Origin of the sequence: Aulosira sp. FACHB-615, from assembly GCF_014698045.1 — a bacterium.
GTDB lineage: Bacteria > Cyanobacteriota > Cyanobacteriia > Cyanobacteriales > Nostocaceae > Nostoc_B.
Genome location: NZ_JACJSE010000009.1, coordinates 256,179 through 275,562, shown reverse-complemented (window position 1 = coordinate 275,562; position 19,384 = coordinate 256,179). Strand labels below are relative to the sequence as shown.

19 protein-coding genes, 1 tRNA gene and 1 pseudogene are annotated in these 19,384 nt (G+C 40.2%); 18 read left to right on the top strand and 3 right to left on the bottom strand.

The features are described 5' to 3' along the window. Positions 1-152: 152 nt before the first annotated feature. Positions 153-809 (bottom strand): response regulator transcription factor, encoded by a 657-nt coding sequence (locus H6G77_RS17455; protein WP_190872226.1) that lies wholly within the window; start codon positions 807-809, stop codon positions 153-155. A gap of 269 nt (positions 810-1,078) precedes the next feature. Between H6G77_RS17455 and H6G77_RS17450 the strand changes: the two genes are divergently transcribed. The 10 genes from H6G77_RS17450 to H6G77_RS17405 all read left to right on the top strand — a co-directional run bounded on the left by H6G77_RS17450 (position 1,079) and on the right by H6G77_RS17405 (position 12,705). Further along, complete coding sequence (locus H6G77_RS17450) at positions 1,079-1,447, top strand: PleD family two-component system response regulator (protein ID WP_190671190.1); 369 nt, start codon at positions 1,079-1,081, stop codon at positions 1,445-1,447. Between the two features lie 115 nt (positions 1,448-1,562). Continuing rightward, positions 1,563-2,744 carry an esterase-like activity of phytase family protein gene (locus tag H6G77_RS17445; RefSeq protein WP_190872225.1) on the top strand — a complete coding sequence of 394 codons (1,182 nt, stop codon included), beginning with the start codon at positions 1,563-1,565 and terminating at the stop codon, positions 2,742-2,744. 330 nt (positions 2,745-3,074) lie between these two features. Beyond that, the gene (locus H6G77_RS17440) at positions 3,075-4,670 is read left to right on the top strand and encodes a serine/threonine-protein kinase (RefSeq protein WP_190872224.1); all 1,596 of its coding nucleotides are present in this window, start codon (positions 3,075-3,077) and stop codon (positions 4,668-4,670) included. Positions 4,671-4,726: 56 nt separating this feature from the next. Beyond that, entirely contained in the window at positions 4,727-6,250 is a 1,524-nt protein-coding gene (locus tag H6G77_RS17435; RefSeq protein WP_190593197.1) for a protein kinase domain-containing protein, read from the top strand. A 150-nt stretch (positions 6,251-6,400) separates the two neighbouring features. Beyond that, positions 6,401-6,474 (top strand) — tRNA-Asp (locus tag H6G77_RS17430). Between the two features lie 268 nt (positions 6,475-6,742). After that, entirely contained in the window at positions 6,743-8,179 is a 1,437-nt protein-coding gene (gene gltX / locus H6G77_RS17425; RefSeq protein ID WP_190872223.1) for a glutamate--tRNA ligase, read from the top strand. A gap of 271 nt (positions 8,180-8,450) precedes the next feature. After that, complete coding sequence (locus H6G77_RS17420) at positions 8,451-8,945, top strand: hypothetical protein (RefSeq protein WP_190593199.1); 495 nt, start codon at positions 8,451-8,453, stop codon at positions 8,943-8,945. 508 nt (positions 8,946-9,453) lie between these two features. Continuing rightward, positions 9,454-11,340, top strand: coding sequence for an ATP-dependent zinc metalloprotease FtsH2 (gene ftsH2 / locus H6G77_RS17415; protein WP_190593200.1), 1,887 nt, complete (start codon positions 9,454-9,456; stop codon positions 11,338-11,340). Between the two features lie 284 nt (positions 11,341-11,624). Continuing rightward, on the top strand, positions 11,625-12,263 hold the full coding sequence (locus tag H6G77_RS17410) for a Uma2 family endonuclease (protein WP_190593201.1): 639 nt from the start codon (positions 11,625-11,627) through the stop codon (positions 12,261-12,263). Positions 12,264-12,324: 61 nt separating this feature from the next. After that, complete coding sequence (locus tag H6G77_RS17405; protein ID WP_190593202.1) at positions 12,325-12,705, top strand: calcium-binding protein; 381 nt, start codon at positions 12,325-12,327, stop codon at positions 12,703-12,705. 19 nt (positions 12,706-12,724) lie between these two features. Here the strand turns inward: H6G77_RS17405 and H6G77_RS17400 are convergent, their stop codons facing one another. Beyond that, positions 12,725-13,291: a sugar O-acetyltransferase gene (locus H6G77_RS17400; RefSeq protein ID WP_190872222.1), complete on the bottom strand. Its 567-nt coding sequence runs from the start codon at positions 13,289-13,291 to the stop codon at positions 12,725-12,727. A 178-nt stretch (positions 13,292-13,469) separates the two neighbouring features. Between H6G77_RS17400 and H6G77_RS17395 the strand changes: the two genes are divergently transcribed. The 8 genes and pseudogenes from H6G77_RS17395 (at position 13,470) to H6G77_RS17370 (ending at position 18,352) form a co-directional block, all read left to right on the top strand. Then, on the top strand, positions 13,470-14,657 hold the full coding sequence (locus H6G77_RS17395; RefSeq protein WP_190872221.1) for a patatin-like phospholipase family protein: 1,188 nt from the start codon (positions 13,470-13,472) through the stop codon (positions 14,655-14,657). Positions 14,658-14,747: 90 nt separating this feature from the next. Then, a complete protein-coding gene (locus H6G77_RS36270) occupies positions 14,748-14,870 on the top strand; it encodes a hypothetical protein (RefSeq protein ID WP_277877353.1) in 123 nt (40 codons plus the stop codon). Positions 14,871-14,910: 40 nt separating this feature from the next. After that, a complete protein-coding gene (locus tag H6G77_RS35755) occupies positions 14,911-15,054 on the top strand; it encodes a hypothetical protein (protein ID WP_242048571.1) in 144 nt (47 codons plus the stop codon). A gap of 113 nt (positions 15,055-15,167) precedes the next feature. Beyond that, positions 15,168-16,454: a M20 family metallopeptidase gene (locus tag H6G77_RS17385; RefSeq protein WP_190593205.1), complete on the top strand. Its 1,287-nt coding sequence runs from the start codon at positions 15,168-15,170 to the stop codon at positions 16,452-16,454. A 55-nt stretch (positions 16,455-16,509) separates the two neighbouring features. Beyond that, positions 16,510-16,884, top strand: a complete 375-nt coding sequence (locus tag H6G77_RS17380) for a hypothetical protein (RefSeq protein ID WP_242048573.1) — start codon at positions 16,510-16,512, stop codon at positions 16,882-16,884. 27 nt (positions 16,885-16,911) lie between these two features. Beyond that, entirely contained in the window at positions 16,912-17,085 is a 174-nt protein-coding gene (locus tag H6G77_RS35750) for a hypothetical protein (protein ID WP_242049237.1), read from the top strand. 39 nt (positions 17,086-17,124) lie between these two features. Then, positions 17,125-17,343, top strand: a pseudogene (locus H6G77_RS35745) (type II toxin-antitoxin system VapC family toxin); the annotation flags it as partial. A 202-nt stretch (positions 17,344-17,545) separates the two neighbouring features. Then, positions 17,546-18,352: a 2-phosphosulfolactate phosphatase gene (locus tag H6G77_RS17370; protein WP_242049235.1), complete on the top strand. Its 807-nt coding sequence runs from the start codon at positions 17,546-17,548 to the stop codon at positions 18,350-18,352. Between the two features lie 316 nt (positions 18,353-18,668). On the opposite strand, the gene H6G77_RS17365 is transcribed toward H6G77_RS17370, so the two are convergent. After that, positions 18,669-19,199, bottom strand: coding sequence for a hypothetical protein (locus tag H6G77_RS17365; protein ID WP_190872220.1), 531 nt, complete (start codon positions 19,197-19,199; stop codon positions 18,669-18,671). Positions 19,200-19,384: the final 185 nt, after the last annotated feature.

The window sequence follows — 19,384 nt, the reverse complement described above, 5'->3', positions numbered from 1 at the left end:
TTTTTTGAAGATGTGCTGCAACTATTTTTTCTCGAAGATCGACAGAGTATGACTTCATTTAGAGGTATTTATATTTTAATTTATTGTACCTCATAACAGACGCAAGTGCTGTAATGGTTGTGGTTTTGTCTGCTTTTGGTCGAATGTTAATATCAGGCTTTGCTGGTGATATAGGTGGGATTTGATGTGGCAAATAAAGCAATCTGGAGGCGATCGCGTAAATTCAAACGACTCAAGATATTGGTAATGTGATTTTTTACCGTTTTTTCAGAAATAAACAGCACCTCTGCAATTTCACGATTATTCGCCCCTTGAGCAATCAATCGCACAATTTCCTGTTCGCGGCGGGTGAGTTTTTTCCACTCGACATCCAGATTAATCCCAGGATCGGGGATACGCTGAATTAACTTTCGTCCTACGCCCGGCCCTAATTGGGTATAGCCTTTGTGAACCGCCTGAATCGCTAGAGACAATTCTTCTACAGGGGTATTTTTTAACAGATAACCTGCTGCTCCATACCGCATTGCCTGAGCAATATTCTCATCATCATCATCAATACTAAGTACTAAAATTTTTGTCTCTGGAAATTGTTGGTAAATCACTCTGGTAGCTTCAACTCCTCCCATTCCTGGCATGACAATATCCATGAGAATTACGTCTGGTTTCAGAATTTCCATCTGAGCGATCGCCACTTCTGCGCTTTCCGCTTCCCCCACCAATTCCAGTCGGGGATCTTCGACCAGCAATAAGGACAACGCCCGACGGATTAGGGTTTGGTCATCAACAATCAGCACACGAATGGGCGGCATGGGTTAAGAAAAATGACTGAAAAAATAAACCGGACAATATACCTGGATTTGAAAGCTATTAGCTAATCGTCATTTAAACTGCACGCTTAATAGCTTACCAATTTCAATTCGGATGATCCCCTCAACCCTAACCTTTTCTTCTTTCAGTCGCAAGATTCTGCTGTCCTATTTGTTACTAGGACTTTAGACCTAGCTGAAATGGGGACGGATGTCTCATGTTTTCTGCATCTAGTTTTTTTACGATGAACTCATTGAATGGAGTAAATCAAATGAGTACCGTCCTGGTTGTCGAAGATAGCTACACTCAACGTCATCTCTTAGAAGAATTACTGAAAGCAAACGCCTTTGATGTTAAGACTGCCTGCGATGGCATAGAAGCTCTGGAGCAAATTCAATTTGATTGCCCAGACATTATCATTCTTGATATAGTTATGCCCCGGTTGAATGGTTATGAAGTCTGCCGCAAAATCAAACGTAATCCTGAAACTCAGGCAGTGCCTGTCATCTTCTGTTCTTCCAATGCCGGTATGTCTGATCACTACTGGGGGCTAAAGATGGGTGCGATCGCCTACATCAGCAAACCGTTTCAACCCCAGGAACTGATCCAAACCATCAACCAGGTACTCAATCCTAATTAGTCTCACCAAAGTTTTCACTCAGTCCCACTTGTTATGTTAGTAAAATCACCTGCTCGTTTACTATGGGTGAATTAAGTGGCTATCTGCGATCGCCTGCTCTTGTAAGGTCATCAACATGAAAATAGTTAAAAAATTTTGGCAATTACCCAAAATTATTTATTTAGGAATTGGGATTTTAATTGGCACAATTTTAATGATTAATTTTTCCTCGAATACTGTTGAAATCAGCAGTGTAGATTTTATTGGAGAAGCAACATTAACCAAAAATTTATCTTTTCAAAAAACTGAAGTCGGTGGTTTATCAGGCATTACCTACGATGTCAAAAATGACCTTTATTATGCTATTTCCGACGATAGAGGGCAAAAAGCCCCCACACGTTTCTATACTTTTAAAATCGATTTGAGCAAAGGTTTGCTAGAAAATGATGATGTTGTGCCTGTCGGCGTAACAATGCTATTAAATCAAGATGGAAAAAACTTTCTCCCTGGAACCACCGATACCGAAGGAATTGCTTTAACTAATCAAGATACTGTTTTTATCTCCTCTGAAGGAGATAGGGAAAAATCAATTAACCCTTTTATACAAGAGTTTTCCTTAGCTTCTGGTAGAAGTATGACAACACTCAAAATACCCAAAAAATTCTTACCAGATCAAAAAGCTAAAATAGGTATTCGCAATAATTTAGCTTTTGAAAGTCTGACTATTACCCCCAATCATCAGTATTTATTCACCGCAACTGAAAATGCCTTAATTCAAGATGGTTCAGTGGCTAAACCAAATATTGGTACACCTTGCCGAATTTTGCAATATAATCTCTTCACCCAGCAGCCAGAAAGTGAATTTTTGTACCAAACTGAGCCAGTCGCACCGTTGCTAGATATAACTGGTAAGTTTGCTAGTGGCTTACCAGATTTACTCGCCTTAGATAATCAAGGACACTTTGTAAGTTTAGAAAGGTCTTTTACAGGGTTAGGATTTGCGATTTTTTTATTTCAAGTTTCCCTAGCTGATGCTGATGATATTCACAATATTGACAGCCTTCTCAGCACCTCTAAAAATATTCACCCAGTAAAGAAAAAACTTTTGTTCGATTTGCGAACCCTAGACGTAGCCCTAGACAATCTGGAAGGGTTAACACTCGGCCCTTGGCTACCTAATGGACAACGTTCATTAATTCTAGTCAGCGATAATAATTTTAATTCTCTACAGCGTACTCAGTTTTTAGCTTTTCAACTTAAAATCGAACCACCTATTCTCATATGGTTCCGTCAGATGCTAAGTTTTTTCCGTTGGTGATTATCTGGAAATGTGCCTTCAGACTCCCTGGGAACTACTTGGAGTGATGATTATTTTTAACCGTGGATTTACTGTTATTAGAACCCAGATATCTTCCAAGTATCCTTGGGTTCAGTGGATTTTCTCATTTATTTTCTTAATGAATATGTTACATAATGTTTAAGCGATTTTGCAGAACAATCAATTAGTGTTTTATTAAACCTTTATTTCCTCTTAAAGTGAGTTTTATAACTTATAATTGATTCTCTAAAGTAAGTAAACTTATTAATGGTTACAATAAAAGCTTGAGCAATATTGATTTTCAAATTTTATAGCGTGACATTTCCAAATATGGTAGTGCCTAAAACCGACATCGATATTTATATTGGAAAGTTTTTAAATAATCGCTATTTAATAAAGGATTTGATTGGCAAAGGCGGGATGGGTAGAGTTTATTTAGCAGAAGATGCAGCGAAAGGTGGTCTTTTAGTCGCTGTCAAAATTTTAATGCTAAGTTTAGGAAACCAGCAAATATCGCAACGCTTTGCCAGAGAAATTTTTATTGGCGCTCAGTTGGGTCGTAAAAGTAAAAATATCGTTCAAGTCTTAAGCTATGGCATGACGGATGATAAAACGCCATTTTATGTCATGGAATATCTTCAAGGTAAAAATCTCAAGCAGATTTTGAAGGTACAACCATTAACCCTGGGAAAATTTATTGATATTTGTCAGCAAATTTGCTTAGGCTTACAGTGCGCCCATCAAGGCATTAGTCTAAAAGGTGAAATTTATCCAATTGTGCATCGAGATATTAAGCCAGAAAATATCTTCATTATTGATGATGCTCAACAAGGTGAGGTAGTGAAAATCCTTGATTTTGGCATTGCTAAATTTTTAACAGAACGTAGCGGTATGACGCTGACTGATTCTTTTATTGGGAGTTTACCTTATTGTTCTCCAGAACACATGGAAGGGCGCAAACTATTAGATGTTCGCTCTGATATTTACAGTTTGGGTGTCTTAATGTTTGAAATGTTAACAGGAAAACACCCATTTAAAACAGATAGTAATACTTTTGGCAGTTGGTATCAAGCTCATCGTTTCCAAGCGCCACCAACACCAGAACAAATTAACCCTGATGTCAAAATTCCCAAAGCATTAAAAAAATTATTATTAACTTGTCTTGCCAAAGAAGTAACTGAACGTCCGCAAACTATTAGTCAAATTTTAGTCGTTCTAGAGAAAATCAAGCGACAGGTGGCGAGGGATATAGCCCTAGAAATTGATAGCGATAAATTGGAATCTCCCGTAAACTTAGTTCCAGTCACTTCAATCTCAGAGAAAGAGTGTTTACAAAAAACATGGCCGAAAAATAAACCAATTTCCTCAATCGGGTTTCCCCATTTACTACATACTACCCAAGGGGTAATTCCTACTTTTTGGGCAATGTTACCCAAGCAAGAAATTGTTAATTTTTGTGATAAATATCACAGTACAGAGTTTATCGACAAAATGAACTTATACCCGATGCTGTTGTGGGTAACAGTGTTATATAATGCTCAATCTTCCCTGACAAAATGGCTATCTTATTTTTTAGATTTAAAAGATAACAGAGGTCAAAAAATTGCTCAAATTTTAGCTGATAGGGGCTATTATCACTTACTTTTTTTTGCACTGGAAGAACCAACTCAATGTGCTAATGTCATGACACTAACTCTGACAGCAAAACAAAGACAGCAACTAACAGATTGGTTAGAACTAGAGCAGAAATATAATGAAGCGATCGCCTCGGAACAAGCTAAAACAGTTTTAAAAGCAGAATACCAAAAGTTAAAGTCCGAAATTTTACAAAAATTAGTAGAAAGACAACAAATTGCCAAGCTAGGTTTTAGAGCTTGGCTGTCTCAAATCTTTGATAAAATTCGCCAAATTTTATCAAGGCCTTAAAAAATATGAAATAAATTTTTAATTATTTAATTGCGGCAATATTAGAGGTTTTAAAAGTGAATCACAGTGCATTCATCTCTCCACGGGTTACAGGATTGCTGGCCAATCGCTATCAGCTAAAACAGTTGATTGGCAGTGGTGGTATGGGTGAAGTTTTTTTAGCCGATGATATTTTATTAGGTGGAACACCTGTTGCCGTCAAGTTTTTAACTCAAAAATTTTGTAGTGAAAAAATGCAGCAAGACTTTGCACGAGAAGCAATGTTGAGTGCTGCTTTAAGTCAAAAAAGTCTTCATATTGTGCGGGCTTATGATTATGGAGTGAGTGCGGAAGGTAAGCCATTTTATGTTATGGAATATCTCAATGGTAAAAGTTTAAAAGATTTAATACCGATACCATTACCTAAGTTTTTAATTTTGATACGTCAGATTTGTTTAGGCTTACAATGCGCCCACCAAGGAATTAATATTGATGGCAAAGTTTATGCCTTAGTGCATCGAGATGTGAAACCAGCAAATATATTAGTCCTGCCAGACCCAATTTTAGGAAAATTAGTCAAAATCCTCGATTTTGGTATTGCTAAATTTATTAATTATACAAATACAGTTAATACTAACAGAGGCTTTAACGGTACTTTACCCTATTGTTCTCCTGAACAATTAGAAGGTGTAGACATTGATAGTCGTTCCGATATTTATAGCTTGGGTGTGATCATGTATGAAATGTTGACAGGGGCTAAACCTTGGCAACCAGAAACAGATTTATTTGGTGCTTGGTATAAAGCCCATAATTTTGAACCACCACGAGCGATCGCCTCTGTCAGTCCCGACCTCGAATTACCCCCACAACTCAACAATTTAATCATGGCTTGCTTGGCGAAAAAACCAGGCGATCGCCCGCAAAACATGGCAGAAATTCTACAAGTCTTAGACAGTCTAGAAAAATCAAGCTGTCAGAATTTACCCACACCTTTAACTTCCACATATAATCCTCATTTAAATGTTGCTGCTGATTTACCTCCAACCCTGAAAACCAATTTGGCTAAACTTGTCTGGCCATCCAATAAACCCATTCAAGAAATTGTCTTTCCCCAAATTTTTCCCACACCCCAAGGGAATTTTGCAGCTTTGTGGCTGATGTTACCTAAACAAGAAATCAAAAAACGAGTTCTGTGTCAGCGTTACAACCATTTTGTATTCATCACAACGCCTTACCCGATGCTGCTGTGGATCACGCTGCTTTACGATTCCGAACTCGGCCCGAAATGGCTACCTTGCTATTTAGATATGCAGAATCCCCAAAACCAAGAACTGGTTTCGGCTTTGATCGAATATAGGCGCTATTCCTTGATTTGCTTTACCTTGGAACTACCCCATAGCTGTGTTACAGTGCTGAACACCCACATCACTAATACCCAGCGCCAAAGATTAACACAGTGGCTCGAACAAAGTAAAATCTTGCCACACTCTGATCAAGCCCAGACAAGCAAGAATTTGCTCAAGCAGCAGTACAAGCAAATCCAATCTCAGATACTAGAACATCTATCTTCTCAACTACAGGTGGCGGCTTCCTCAACTTAAAAACTTAAATCAGCAACCCCTTGCCAAAATTATTTTAAACGTTATAATAGGAAATCGTTGAGTGAAAATGCAGCCGCCCCAAAAGCCAAAGCAAAAAAGTAACTTGACAAAGCTCGAAAAAAGAGCGATACTAATAAAGTTGCAAATTAAGGGACTGTAGTTCAATTGGTTAGAGCACCGCCCTGTCACGGCGGAAGTTGCGGGTTCGAGCCCCGTCAGTCCCGTTCAAAACCAAAGTTCTAAATACTGATGTAAAGGATAACTCATCATTAGATTCTTGGCAAAATGAAGTCGTAATTTTATAAACCTATACCGCTAGAGCGAAACTTGCTCAGTCTCAGCGTGTTATCAGTGGTGAAACACCACGCTAAATTGAAAATTTAGCAATCAATAAAGCAGTCTAAAATTAGTTGCGGGTCTTTTTCCGCCACTATATATTGATGCTGAATTTTGCTTTAAATTAATCATGCTTTGTGAAAGAGAGAATTAACTGTGACTGTTAGAGTCCGTATTGCACCAAGCCCAACTGGCAACTTACATATTGGTACAGCCAGAACTGCTGTATTTAACTGGTTATTTGCCCACCACCACGGGGGTAAGTTTATTTTACGTATTGAAGACACAGACCTAGAGCGATCGCGTCCCGAATACACAGACAATATCTTAGCGGGATTACGCTGGCTGGGACTCAACTGGGACGAAGGCCCGTTTTTCCAATCCCAGCGCCTAGATTTGTACAAAACAGCAGTCAAAAAACTGTTAGATCAAGGATTAGCTTATCGCTGCTACACCACCCCAGAAGAATTAGAGGCGTTGCGCGAAGCCCAAAAAGCCAAAGGTGAAGCTCCCCGCTACGACAACCGTCATCGCAACCTCACCCCAGAACAAGAAGCCGCATTCCAAGCCGAGGGACATAGCTTTGTCATCCGGTTCAAAATCGATGATGACCGCGAAATTGTCTGGAATGACTTGGTACGAGACAAAATGGTGTGGCGCGGGAGTGACCTTGGTGGTGATATGGTAATTGCCCGTGCTTCCGCAGATGGCATTGGTCAACCACTGTACAACTTTGTGGTCGTAGTTGACGACATTGATATGCAAATTACCCATGTCATTCGCGGCGAAGACCACATAGCCAACACCGCCAAGCAAATTCTGTTATATGAAGCTTTGGGTGCAGCAGCCCCAGTATTTGCCCACTCACCCCTAATTTTAAATATGGATGGGCGCAAGCTATCCAAGCGGGATGGTGTGACTTCGATTTCCGACTTTCAGAAATTGGGTTTCACCGCCGAGGCCTTGGTCAATTACATGACTTTACTGGGTTGGTCGCCACCAGATTCTACTCAAGAAATCTTCACCCTAGAGGTTGCTGCTAAAGAATTTAGCTTTGAACGGGTGAATAAAGCCGGGGCTAAATTTGACTGGGCGAAACTAGATTGGCTCAACAGTCAATATATCCACAATCTACCAGTGGATAAGCTGACAGATTTGCTCATTCCCTATTGGCAAGAGGCTGGATATAACCTAGAGGGGCGAGAACGTCCTTGGTTAGAGCAGTTAGTTGGTTTAATCGGCCCTAGCCTGACTCGTTTGGTGGAAGCTGTAGAGATGAGCAAACTCTTTTTCAGCGACACCGTAGAATTGAGCGAAGAGGGCAGTAAACAACTGCAACAAGAAGGTGCTTCTGCTGTTTTGAGTGCCATACTTGCAGCCTTAGAAAACCAACCCGAATTCACAGAACCCACTGCTCAAGAAATTATTAAACAGGTGGTGAAACAACAAAACGTCAAGAAAGGCTTAGTGATGCGATCGCTCCGTGTCGCTTTAACCGGCGATGTTCATGGCCCAGACCTCATCCAATCTTGGTTACTGCTGAATCATCTTGGTTTAGACAAGGCAAGATTGAATCAAGCAATTAGTTCGTAATTCATAATTCGTAATTCGTAAAGACTTAATTACGAATTACGAATTAGTTTAGAGTATTCCAAAAAATAAATTATCCCATTTGTTTACTCAACAAAACCTCTATCCCCCTTGTCTCCCTTGTCCCCCTGGTCTCCCTTGTCCTCCTTGTCCCCCTTCTGAAATAATGGGATATTTTTTTAATTGCAAGTCCCTTAGTCAATTCCTCTCACTTTGGGAACTTAGGATGTAAAATTCATGTCTTTCTAAGCACTGAGAAACCTGTGTAATCGCAATGTCGCAAACATCTTTAAATAGAGGGATACAATTATCTTTAGCAATGTTGGCATTTTGTGTCGCATCCACAACTAATACCATCACTCATGCTCAAGAAGCACCAACAATATTTGGAGATGTGACCCTTAACCATCCCTTTTCCCCAGACCCTATCACCGTGCGGGGAATGAGTGGCGGGTCAATTTCAGGAAATAAAGTTGCTGGGAGAAGAGAAACAATTACTGGCCCTTGTGATGGATTTGTTGATGCAGCACCAGACCATACCTTAGAACTCAAAACCAGATTCGATTATCTCAGACTCCAAGTGCAAAGCCCTCAAGATGTCACCCTGATTGTGAAAGGCCCTGGTGGTACTTGGTGTAATGACGATTTTGAAGGGAAAAATGCTGGGATGAGTGGTGAATGGCTACCGGGAAATTATCAAGTTTGGGTAGGTTCATACAACCAAGGTCAGTATTATCCTTATACATTGACCATTACTGAAGTGAAGTAGTCACTAGAGGTTAGGGGTTAGAGGCTAGGGGTTAGTTTTTTTCTCAGAAATCATCCCAATTCTATGAGAACAGCATTTAGTTACAAAGGCTGTCTGTGAAGAATGGCTGTAGAGGCTTTGCCGTAAGTCATATAGAAACTGCATTCGATAAAATCCTTGTAGAGACGTTGTATACAACGTCTCTACAACTTTTACTGCCACTTGGGATAAATTCTTTCAAAGCTGTGCGATCGCAGCACGAGACTCCAAATATCTACATCTTAAATTTTGCTGTCATCATCCAAGCTGTATTAAAATTAAGTTAAATTTAATTAAGAATCTTTTCAGCGTCACACATTCGTGGTGACGTGTGACTAGACATCAAATTAAACAAAATGGATTTATAGACATCCGTTGCAAAATCTAGTTACCAAGTGCGGCAATATCTTGCGGAAGATGATTCCCTAGATGAGTGCCAAGCTAGAAAGTAACTAAAAATGATTAATCGTATTGGCAGAGGCAAATTAAGATGAAATTTTCTTGGAGAGTCCTAGTACTCTGGACATTGCCTGCTTTGGTAATTGGCTTTTTCTTCTGGCAAGGAGCATTTGCGAATGCTCCTGCGGATATGGGTAAGAATGCTGCCAATACCCGCATGACTTATGGCCGTTTTCTAGAATACTTGGATGCCGATCGCGTCACTAGCGTAGATTTGTATGAAGGCGGTAGAACGGCAATTGTCGAAGCTATTGATCCAGATATCGAAAATCGCATTCAAAGATGGCGGGTAGACCTGCCAATTAGCGCCCCTGAGTTAATTAGCAAGCTTAAAGAAAAACAAATTAGTTTTGATGCTCACCCCATGCGTAATGATGGCGCAATTTGGGGATTATTAGGCAATCTTGTTTTCCCAATTTTATTGATTACTGGCTTGTTCTTTTTGTTCCGTCGCTCCAGCAATCTTCCTGGTGGCCCTGGACAAGCAATGAACTTTGGTAAATCCAGAGCGCGTTTTCAAATGGAAGCCAAAACAGGTGTGAAATTTGATGATGTGGCTGGTATCGAAGAAGCCAAAGAAGAATTACAAGAAGTTGTTACCTTCCTCAAACAACCAGAAAGATTTACTGCTGTTGGCGCACGCATTCCTAAAGGTGTGTTGTTAGTCGGCCCTCCAGGTACAGGTAAAACATTACTAGCAAAAGCGATCGCTGGTGAAGCTGGTGTACCATTCTTCAGTATTTCCGGTTCGGAATTTGTGGAAATGTTCGTCGGTGTCGGTGCTTCTCGCGTCCGCGACTTGTTTAAAAAAGCCAAAGATAACGCTCCCTGTATCATCTTCATCGATGAAATTGACGCTGTAGGTAGACAACGGGGTGCAGGTATCGGTGGCGGTAACGATGAACGAGAACAAACCCTCAACCAGTTGCTGACCGAAATGGACGGTTTTGAAGGTAACACAGGGATTATTATTATCGCTGCTACCAACCGTCCCGACGTATTAGACGCAGCCTTGTTACGTCCCGGTCGTTTTGACAGACAAGTAACTGTCGATGCGCCAGATATCAAAGGACGTTTGGAAATTCTACAAGTTCATGCACGTAACAAGAAATTAGACACTAGCGTTTCACTAGAAGCAATCTCTCGCCGGACTCCTGGGTTTACTGGCGCAGATTTAGCCAACTTACTCAACGAAGCCGCAATTCTCACCGCCAGAAGACGTAAAGAAGCCATCACCCTGCGCGAAATCGACGATGCAGTTGACCGCGTAGTTGCAGGGATGGAAGGTACACCCTTAGTAGACAGCAAGAGTAAGCGTTTAATTGCTTACCACGAAATTGGTCATGCTTTGGTGGGTACTTTACTCAAAGACCATGACCCAGTACAAAAAGTAACTTTGATTCCACGAGGACAAGCACAGGGTTTAACTTGGTTTACTCCCAATGAAGAACAAGGTTTAATTTCTCGTTCTCAACTCAAAGCCAGAATTACTGGTGCTTTGGGTGGACGTGCGGCTGAAGAAGTCATTTTTGGTTCGGCGGAAGTGACAACTGGTGCTGGTGGCGACTTGCAGCAAGTAACCGGAATGGCACGTCAAATGGTGACTCGGTTCGGGATGTCTGACTTAGGGCCACTTTCCTTAGAAAGCCAACAAGGCGAAGTATTCCTCGGTCGTGACTGGACAACCCGATCTGAATATTCCGAAGCGATCGCTTCTCGCATTGATGCTCAAGTACGGGTGATCGTTGAACAATGCTATGAACACGCCAAGAAAATTATGCGTGAACATCGCACTGTAACAGACCGCATCGTTGATTTACTCATTGAAAAAGAAACCATCGATGGCGAAGAATTCCGCCAAATCGTTGCTGAATACACTGATGTTCCTGAAAAACAACAGTATGTACCACAACTGTAATTACTAAGCGATACTTCTAGAAATGGGTAGGGTGTAAAACCTTGCCCATTTTTATTTGTATTTATTGTCCCAAGACCAACTCATCCAAAAAAGACCCAAATGCTGTTGATGAATTTAAAAAAACTTTCCACAATTAGTAGAACAAATTAATCAAACAAGATATCCCTTACACCCCCACACCCAATCCCCACAGACAATTATGGTGCGTAAGTCCTGTTAATATGACTCCTGTTTTATTCAGGAAATTTCTTGATATCGTTAGAGAAAACTGGAGGATAAATTTTATGGTAACTACACAAGTCAGCAGTACTCAAAGAGGGATTCTCCCAAATATTAGTTGGCATACTTTTGAAATTATGTTGGCAGAAATGGGTAATAATCGCACCACACGACTGACCTATGATCAAGGAACCCTAGAAATTATGACACCGTTGATGCCTCATGAATATAACAATAGGCTACTAGAACACTTAGTTTTTACCTTAGCGGAAGAACTCAACCTGAATATCAAAAGTATTGGTTCTACAACTTGTAAACGTCCAGACTTACTGCGTGGCGTAGAACCAGATTCTGCATTTTACATTCAAAATGAACCATTGATGCGGCAAAAGCAAAATCTCGACTTGACTCAAGACCCACCACCTGATTTAGTAATTGAAGTAGACTACACCAGTGCTTCTGTTGATCGATTATCAATTTATTTAGCGTTGGGTGTTCCAGAAGTTTGGCGTTATGACGAACCTGTAATGCAAATTTATTGCTTACAGGAAGGTACGTACATTCCTTGTGATGTATCACCAAGTTTTTTCAATCTTCCTTTAACTACAGAGATTCCCCGTTTCTTGCAAGAAAGCTTGAACAATGGAGAAATTCCTATGATTCGCTCATTTCGTGCTTGGGTGAGACAGCAGCAAAAAAATTGACAGTCAATAACTAAAACGTTATACCATATCAAGGTGCAATATACGTAAGTTTTTTATTGTTATGTCTAGTGTTGAACGCGACGAAACCAGAGAAAATCGCATCGCCACAGAAATTATTGTAGATGCGGAAGATAAAGAAGATCGGGCAATGGGCTGGTATTATTACTTAGAAGAAGCCTTGAATTGTCCGTTTATGGCTAAATGGGCGAAAAAATCCCGCAAAACCTCGACAATAGAGGAAAAAACTGTTGAGGTGCTGGGAATGGCTCCTGATGATGAGTGTTTAAAAGATATGTATGTGGAAGTAGCTGACCTTAAGGGTAAGGATGATGATGTCTATTCGGCAAAATTATCAGACATTAAGCCTATTGATGCAGATGATAGCACTGAACAAGCGATCGCAGATTGGCATTATTGGCTGGCGAGAGGCTACAAATTCTAGAATATCGCTCTTCACCTCCTTAATTATCCGATAAATAGCGAATAATTCGACAGGGGTTTCCAGCCGCGACAACATTTGCTGGTATATCTTTCACCACTACACTACCAGCACCAATTGTTGTGTTGTCGCCAATTGTGACCCCTGGACAAATAATCGCATTTCCACCTATCCAGACATTGTTACCGATTTTCACTGGTGCAGCTAGTTCTTGACCAGTCAGCCGAATTTCTGGTTCTACGGGATGATACGCAGTATAAATCTGCACGTAGGGCGCACACAAAACGTTATTACCAATTTCAACTATATTGCAGTCTAAAATTACGCAGCCGTAATTCATATATAATTTATTCCCAGCATAAATATTACTGCCATAATCACAGTGAAATGGTGGCACAATGGTAGTTTTTTCTCCTACCTTGGCGAATAATTCTTGTAGTATTTGTTGTCTTTGCTCTTGCTGTTCAGGAATGCTACTGTTATATTTTTGCAAAAGTTGGCTGGCTCGTCGATTCTCCGCGACTAATTCTGGATCTTCTGCTATGTATAACTCACCAGCTAACATTTTTTGTTTTTCAGTTTTTGCCATCTATTTTTATTTGATGAAATAAATTAAGAATTGAGATTTACAGAATTAAACTAAAATAATTTTTGATTTTAAATGTTAAGCAAATAACTTTTCAAACATTTATCATTTATATTTTTAATATCAAATTTGTTTAGATTTACTGAACTGACCAACAATACTAATAAAGATTCGGAGGAATATGCCTTTTCGGATTTTAAGCTTGGATGGTGGCGGTATTAGGGGAATTATGTCTGCAACGATGTTGAAGGCTATCGAGCAGCAAATTAATAAACCTTTACACGAGTATTTTAACTTAATTGCAGGCACTTCTACAGGGTCAATTTTAGCAGCAGCGATCGCCACAGGTAAAAAAAGTCAAACTATCATTGATTTATATCAACAAAAAAGCTCAAGAATTTTCCCTTATACAAGTCGTTTTTCTTCCCAGAGGATTCCCCTCATCCTGAAATATGGTTTATCTGCACCTAAGTTTTCTGATAGTGGTTTAATTCAAGTCCTCAAAGAAAACTTAGGTGATACAAGATTATTTGATGTTAACGAACCAAAGTTATTAATTACGTCTTATGACACCATTTCTAGAGAGCCAATAATATTTAAAAGTTGGCGACAAGATAAAGATTACGATAACTTTCCTTTATGGGAAATCTGCGTTTCTTCTGCCTCTGCTCCTACTTATTTTCCTGCCCATAAATTAGATAGAATCATCAAAGGGCCAGTGGTAGACGCTAAACCAAGTAGTGTTTTTCTAGATGGTACTGCTTCCTATACAGAAAATATTTATAATAATACTCAAATTACCATTACGGATGGTTTAGGCAAAGGTCAAACTCGCACCATCACACAATATAAAGGTGGTAAAAGAGAAGCTTCGGTAGATTCGCCTTGGGAAACCGTACCAGATAATACGGCCAAGTATTCTATTAAATGTATCTACTCTGCGGTTGATGGTGGAGTTGCGGCTAATAATCCATCAGCCTGTGCTGTAGCTGAAGCTTTAAGATTAGGCAACCGACTAGAAGATATTACCATTCTTTCCATCGGTACAGGCGATCGCACACGCATCATCCCATTTGAAAAAGCCGAGGGTTGGGGTTTGTTACAATGGGCGCAACCAATCATCGGTATATTATTTGATGCGTCATCTGGTGTTCACCAGTACATTACAGAACAGGTAGTACCAGATCACCAAATTTTACGCTTGCAATTTAAGCTAGACCGAGAACTAACTGGTAAGCCATTGAGTGATGACATTGATGATGTGAGTACTGAAAATCTGGAGAATTTGGTGAACGCTGCAAATGCCTATCTTCAGCAGCCATCAATAAGCAATGCTTTACAGAAGTTTTTACAACTCAACGGTAATTAGTAGAAAAATGTAGAGATGTTAGGTGTAACGTCTCTATATTTTTTGGGTTTGACGTTTGTCTGTCATTTACCCGAAACAAGTTTTATGTAAATGTTATTGCCAATGTTTGGGATATTCGAGGTAGTCTGGCAGAATAGTGGTGCGATCGCTGAAGTTAAACTTACTTCCTATGGTGTCAAAAGAGTTACAGCCACAGATGGAAGCTACACTTAACCTCACACTTCAAACCATGCAGATGAGTCTAACTACATGAATGGCAGTTGGTGACATTGCCCCCAGTGTGAAACAGCGTGAGGTTAAAAAAGGTTTTGGTAATTTAGTCATCTCACAAACTGCTGCTTACGCTCTACGGCTGATGTTTAAAGAGTTGAAGAAAGCTGTACAGACAGTATCATAAACCTACTACTCCCCTAACGGGGAGTTGAAAATTCACTAGTAACAATCTAAAGTGAACTATTAAACTGAGAACATAGCCCAATCTCAGCCCTCTTCTAGCAGTTTGTTGTCAAAATGGTTTCCACATTCCCCAGTTCTTATTCTGTTGATTTATCCCGTGTGCGACTTTCTATTCGCACATTGCAACCACAATTAGTAGAGTGGCGGCGGCGACTACATCAACAACCAGAATTAGGCTTTCAAGAAAAACTGACGGCTGAGTTTGTCGCTAGTAAGTTGCAAGCCTGGGGAATTGAACATCAAACTGGTATTGCAAAAACTGGTATTGTTGCCACTATTAAGGGGACTAAACTCAGCACTCACACTTCGACTACTTCGGCTGCGCTCAGTACAAGTCCGATCAGTGTACAGCACTCAGCACTCAGCACTGAGAAAGTACTAGCAATTCGGGCGGATATGGATGCTTTGCCCATTCAAGAATTGAACGAAGTACCGTATAAATCGCAGCATGATGGCATTATGCACGCTTGTGGACATGATGGACATACAGCGATCGCACTAGGTACAGCATACTATCTCCAGCAGCATCGAGAAGACTTTGCAGGGACTGTAAAAATTATCTTCCAGCCAGCCGAAGAAGGGCCGGGAGGTGCAGAACCAATGATTGCGGCTGGGGTGCTGAAAAATCCTGATGTCGATGCCATTATTGGTTTACACCTGTGGAATAATCTCCCCTTGGGAACTGTCGGTGTTCGTGCTGGTGCGTTGATGGCGGCGGTGGAATTATTCAACTGCACAATTTTAGGCAAAGGTGGACATGGTGCAATTCCCCATCAAACCGTTGATTCGATTGTCGTTGCAGCGCAGATTGTCAACGCCCTACAAACCATTGTCGCCCGGAATGTTAACCCCATCGATTCCGCAGTGGTGACTGTTGGCGCACTGCACGCAGGTACAGCACATAATGTCATTGCTGATACTGCAAATATGAAAGGCACAGTGCGCTATTTTAACCCCGCATTTGCAGGCTTTTTTAAACAACGCATCGAGCAAATTATAGCTGGAGTTTGCCAGAGTCATGGCGCAAACTATGACTTAGAATATTGGAGTTTGTATCCCCCAGTAATTAATGATGCGGGGATTGCAGAATTAGTGCGATCAATTGCCGAAGAAGTGGTAGAAACGCCTGTAGGAATTGTGCCAGAATGCCAAACAATGGGCGGCGAAGATATGTCTTTCTTCTTACAAGAAGTTCCCGGCTGTTACTTCTTCCTTGGTTCTGCTAACCCAGACAAAGATTTAGCTTATCCCCATCATCACCCACGATTTGATTTTGATGAAACTGTCCTACCAATGGGTGTGGAAATATTCATCCGTTGCGTGGAGAAGTTTTTTAGTTGAGTTTATTTAGGATATTTCTGTTAATTTACAATCAAAAATAACAAGCCCAAAAATTATGATGAATTCCTTTTCATCGGCGACATCACAAAATGGACAAAACAATAACGAAGTTTCCGTAAATGTTATTGTTAAACAACAAGCGGATGGCAACTATTTTGCCATTGTTCCAGGCTTGCCAGAATTACAAGTAGAAGCAAGCGATCGCACTACTGCATTAACTGAACTTCAACAACGTATAGAAACCCATCTGGCTGGTGCAGAAGTTGTTTCTTTATCTGTAAAACTGCCCTCCACTGAGCAGAAAAACCCCTGGTTAGCAATGGCTGGAGTTTTTCAAGATGACCCACAATTTGAACAAGTACTTGAAGCTATAGAAAAGTATCGACATGAATTAGATGAGACTACAGAAAGTTATTTTTTGCAAGAGTAGGAGCGTAATTGTCTAGGTAAAAAGCCGATGATAAAATGGGTGCTTGATACTGACTATGTTTCGCTACTCCAACGAGGTCATCCAGTAGTTGTTAATAAAGTAGCTGCTGTGAATCCTGCGGAAATTGCAATCACAGTAATCACGATTGTTGAGCAAATGTACGGTCGTTTGGATGTAATTAAACGCGGGAAATCAAAATAAGAATTAGTTACAGCTTATGTTTTATTCAGAGAAACATTTAATCTGTTGTGTCAAGCGAATATTCTTGATTTTAATGAAGCTGCATTTGATATCTATAACGAATTATTAAAGCAAAAAATTCGCGTTGGTACACAAGATTTAAAAATTGCTGCTATTGCACTTTCTTTAAATGCTACAGTTGTAACGCGTAACTTTAAGGATTTCCAGAAAATCCCTAATTTGAAAATTGTCGATTTGTCAATTACTGAAGGTCAGTGAACTCAGTAAAAAATTACTTTGCGCCTTTGCACCTTTGCGTGGGCTTTTGATATTATCATCAGCAGCGCCAAAATATTGAATTATTTATGTCTGAAAACAATACAGACGCTTTGAGAAGTTGGTTAATAGTCTTACCAATTATATTTATTCTGTTTTTATCTGCCGTTTTTTTATACCATTTAACTTTAAAAATGATACAGATATGCAAGCAGCGCCTCGACTTCTCCTGACGGAGACGCTGCGCGAACGCTCGGCGAACAGAAATAGAGGTGAACAACCGATGATTTATAATCAATCAGAGTTTGATTTGCGTTGTGAGTGGGGCGCACAAGGAATTGCTCAACTTGCTCCTATTAGTGATGTCGTTGTTATAGTTGATGTGCTTTCTTTTTCTACCTGTGTAGAGATTGCTACTCACAACGGAGCGATAATTTTTCCATATATATTTGGTGATGAATCAGCTCAAGATTATGCAAATTCGATACAGGCTGAATTAGCAACTCACAGACAACAAGAGTCTAGAAATAAATATTCTCTCTCGCCAGTATCACTGATGAACATCCCATCTGGTACTCGGCTAGTTTTACCTTCACTTAATGGTTCGACTCTGACTTTGCTAACTGGAAGTACACCTACTTTGGCAGGTTGTTTGCGAAATTGCGAAGCTGTAGCGCGGTTTGCCCAAAAATATGGAAGTAAAATTGCTGTGATTCCATCTGGTGAGCGATGGCAGGAAGATGGTAGCCTCAGACCAGCTGTTGAAGATTTGATTGGTGCTGGGGCTATTTTGAGCTATTTAGATGGCAGTTTATCACCAGAAGCGGCGATCGCTCTCCAGTCATTTCAAGCTGTTCGCCAAGATTTACTGAGTTACCTACAAAAATGTATTTCTGGTAAGGAGTTAATTGCTAAAGATTTCGCCTCTGATGTTGAATTAGCCGCAGCTTTTAACATCAGCAGTTGCGTACCTTTATTTACTGATAACGCCTATAGAAAACAGTTAATTTAGGCAATTAAATGCAAAATAGCACCATTCTCAACCGTAGGGTGGGCAATGCTTACAACTTAAAAATCAAGGTCTGAGCAAGTTTTTAGCATTGCCTACCTTACCTTAATCGCAATAACCCAACTGCTACAAGATGTGGATAAAAACGCTTATCTTAAAAGTTTTCCTCCTGACTTGAAAGTGCTGAGTGCTGAGTAAAAATGCTATTTCCACTTTCATGCTTGGCTATGAAACTTGTTTCATCGGGACTACCTTCTGCCTCCGGTTGGTGAATCTCGACTTCGCTCGATTACCGCGAAGCCGAACCACTGCCTCCTATTTACAAGTCACATTGATGAGTTTGGCAATATTTTGCACTATCAATCTCGTTTTGCAATTGATTTAATTTAATAATTTGAAAAGCTGAACCGCCTTGCACCTCAGCCAGAATATAAGCATATTTTTGACCTCTATAATAATGGTCTCGACCAACTTTAGTAACACGGCGAGATTGGCTAAAGTCATTAGCAATATTCGCGTTATAAATGCTTTGAATTAACTTCACTGCCTTGGGATTTTTGCTGGTGAATTTGATACTAGAGTCGCCGCTAATGGTGATTCCTTCTTTGGTGACTATGCCATTCTCTGCCGGAACATCAACATAGAAATATAAATTACCTTTATTACCTGAATAACCATGTGCTTCGCTACTATAGGTAAGTCTTGGTAATTGAGTTTTAGTTTTTGCCCATTTAATTACAGTGTTAATGTTTTGTCCTGGCAGTGCATTAGCAGGTTTAGTCGCCAATACAACCGCTAAAGATGACAAGGCTGCTAAGGTAATGAAGTTAAATTTATTACTGTTTTTCATAATTCTTCCCTGTAGTAATGCTGGTTGCTACAGCATAGCCGATGATCATTTCGGGGTCATCTTGCAGGAAGAAACTGAGAGAGTGTTAATTTTTGTGGACAAAAGCCAAAATGAAGCGATCGCACTTGTCAACCAACACTCAAAATTGTTTTAGCTCTATACGATTCAGAAACCCCTGTTGCGAG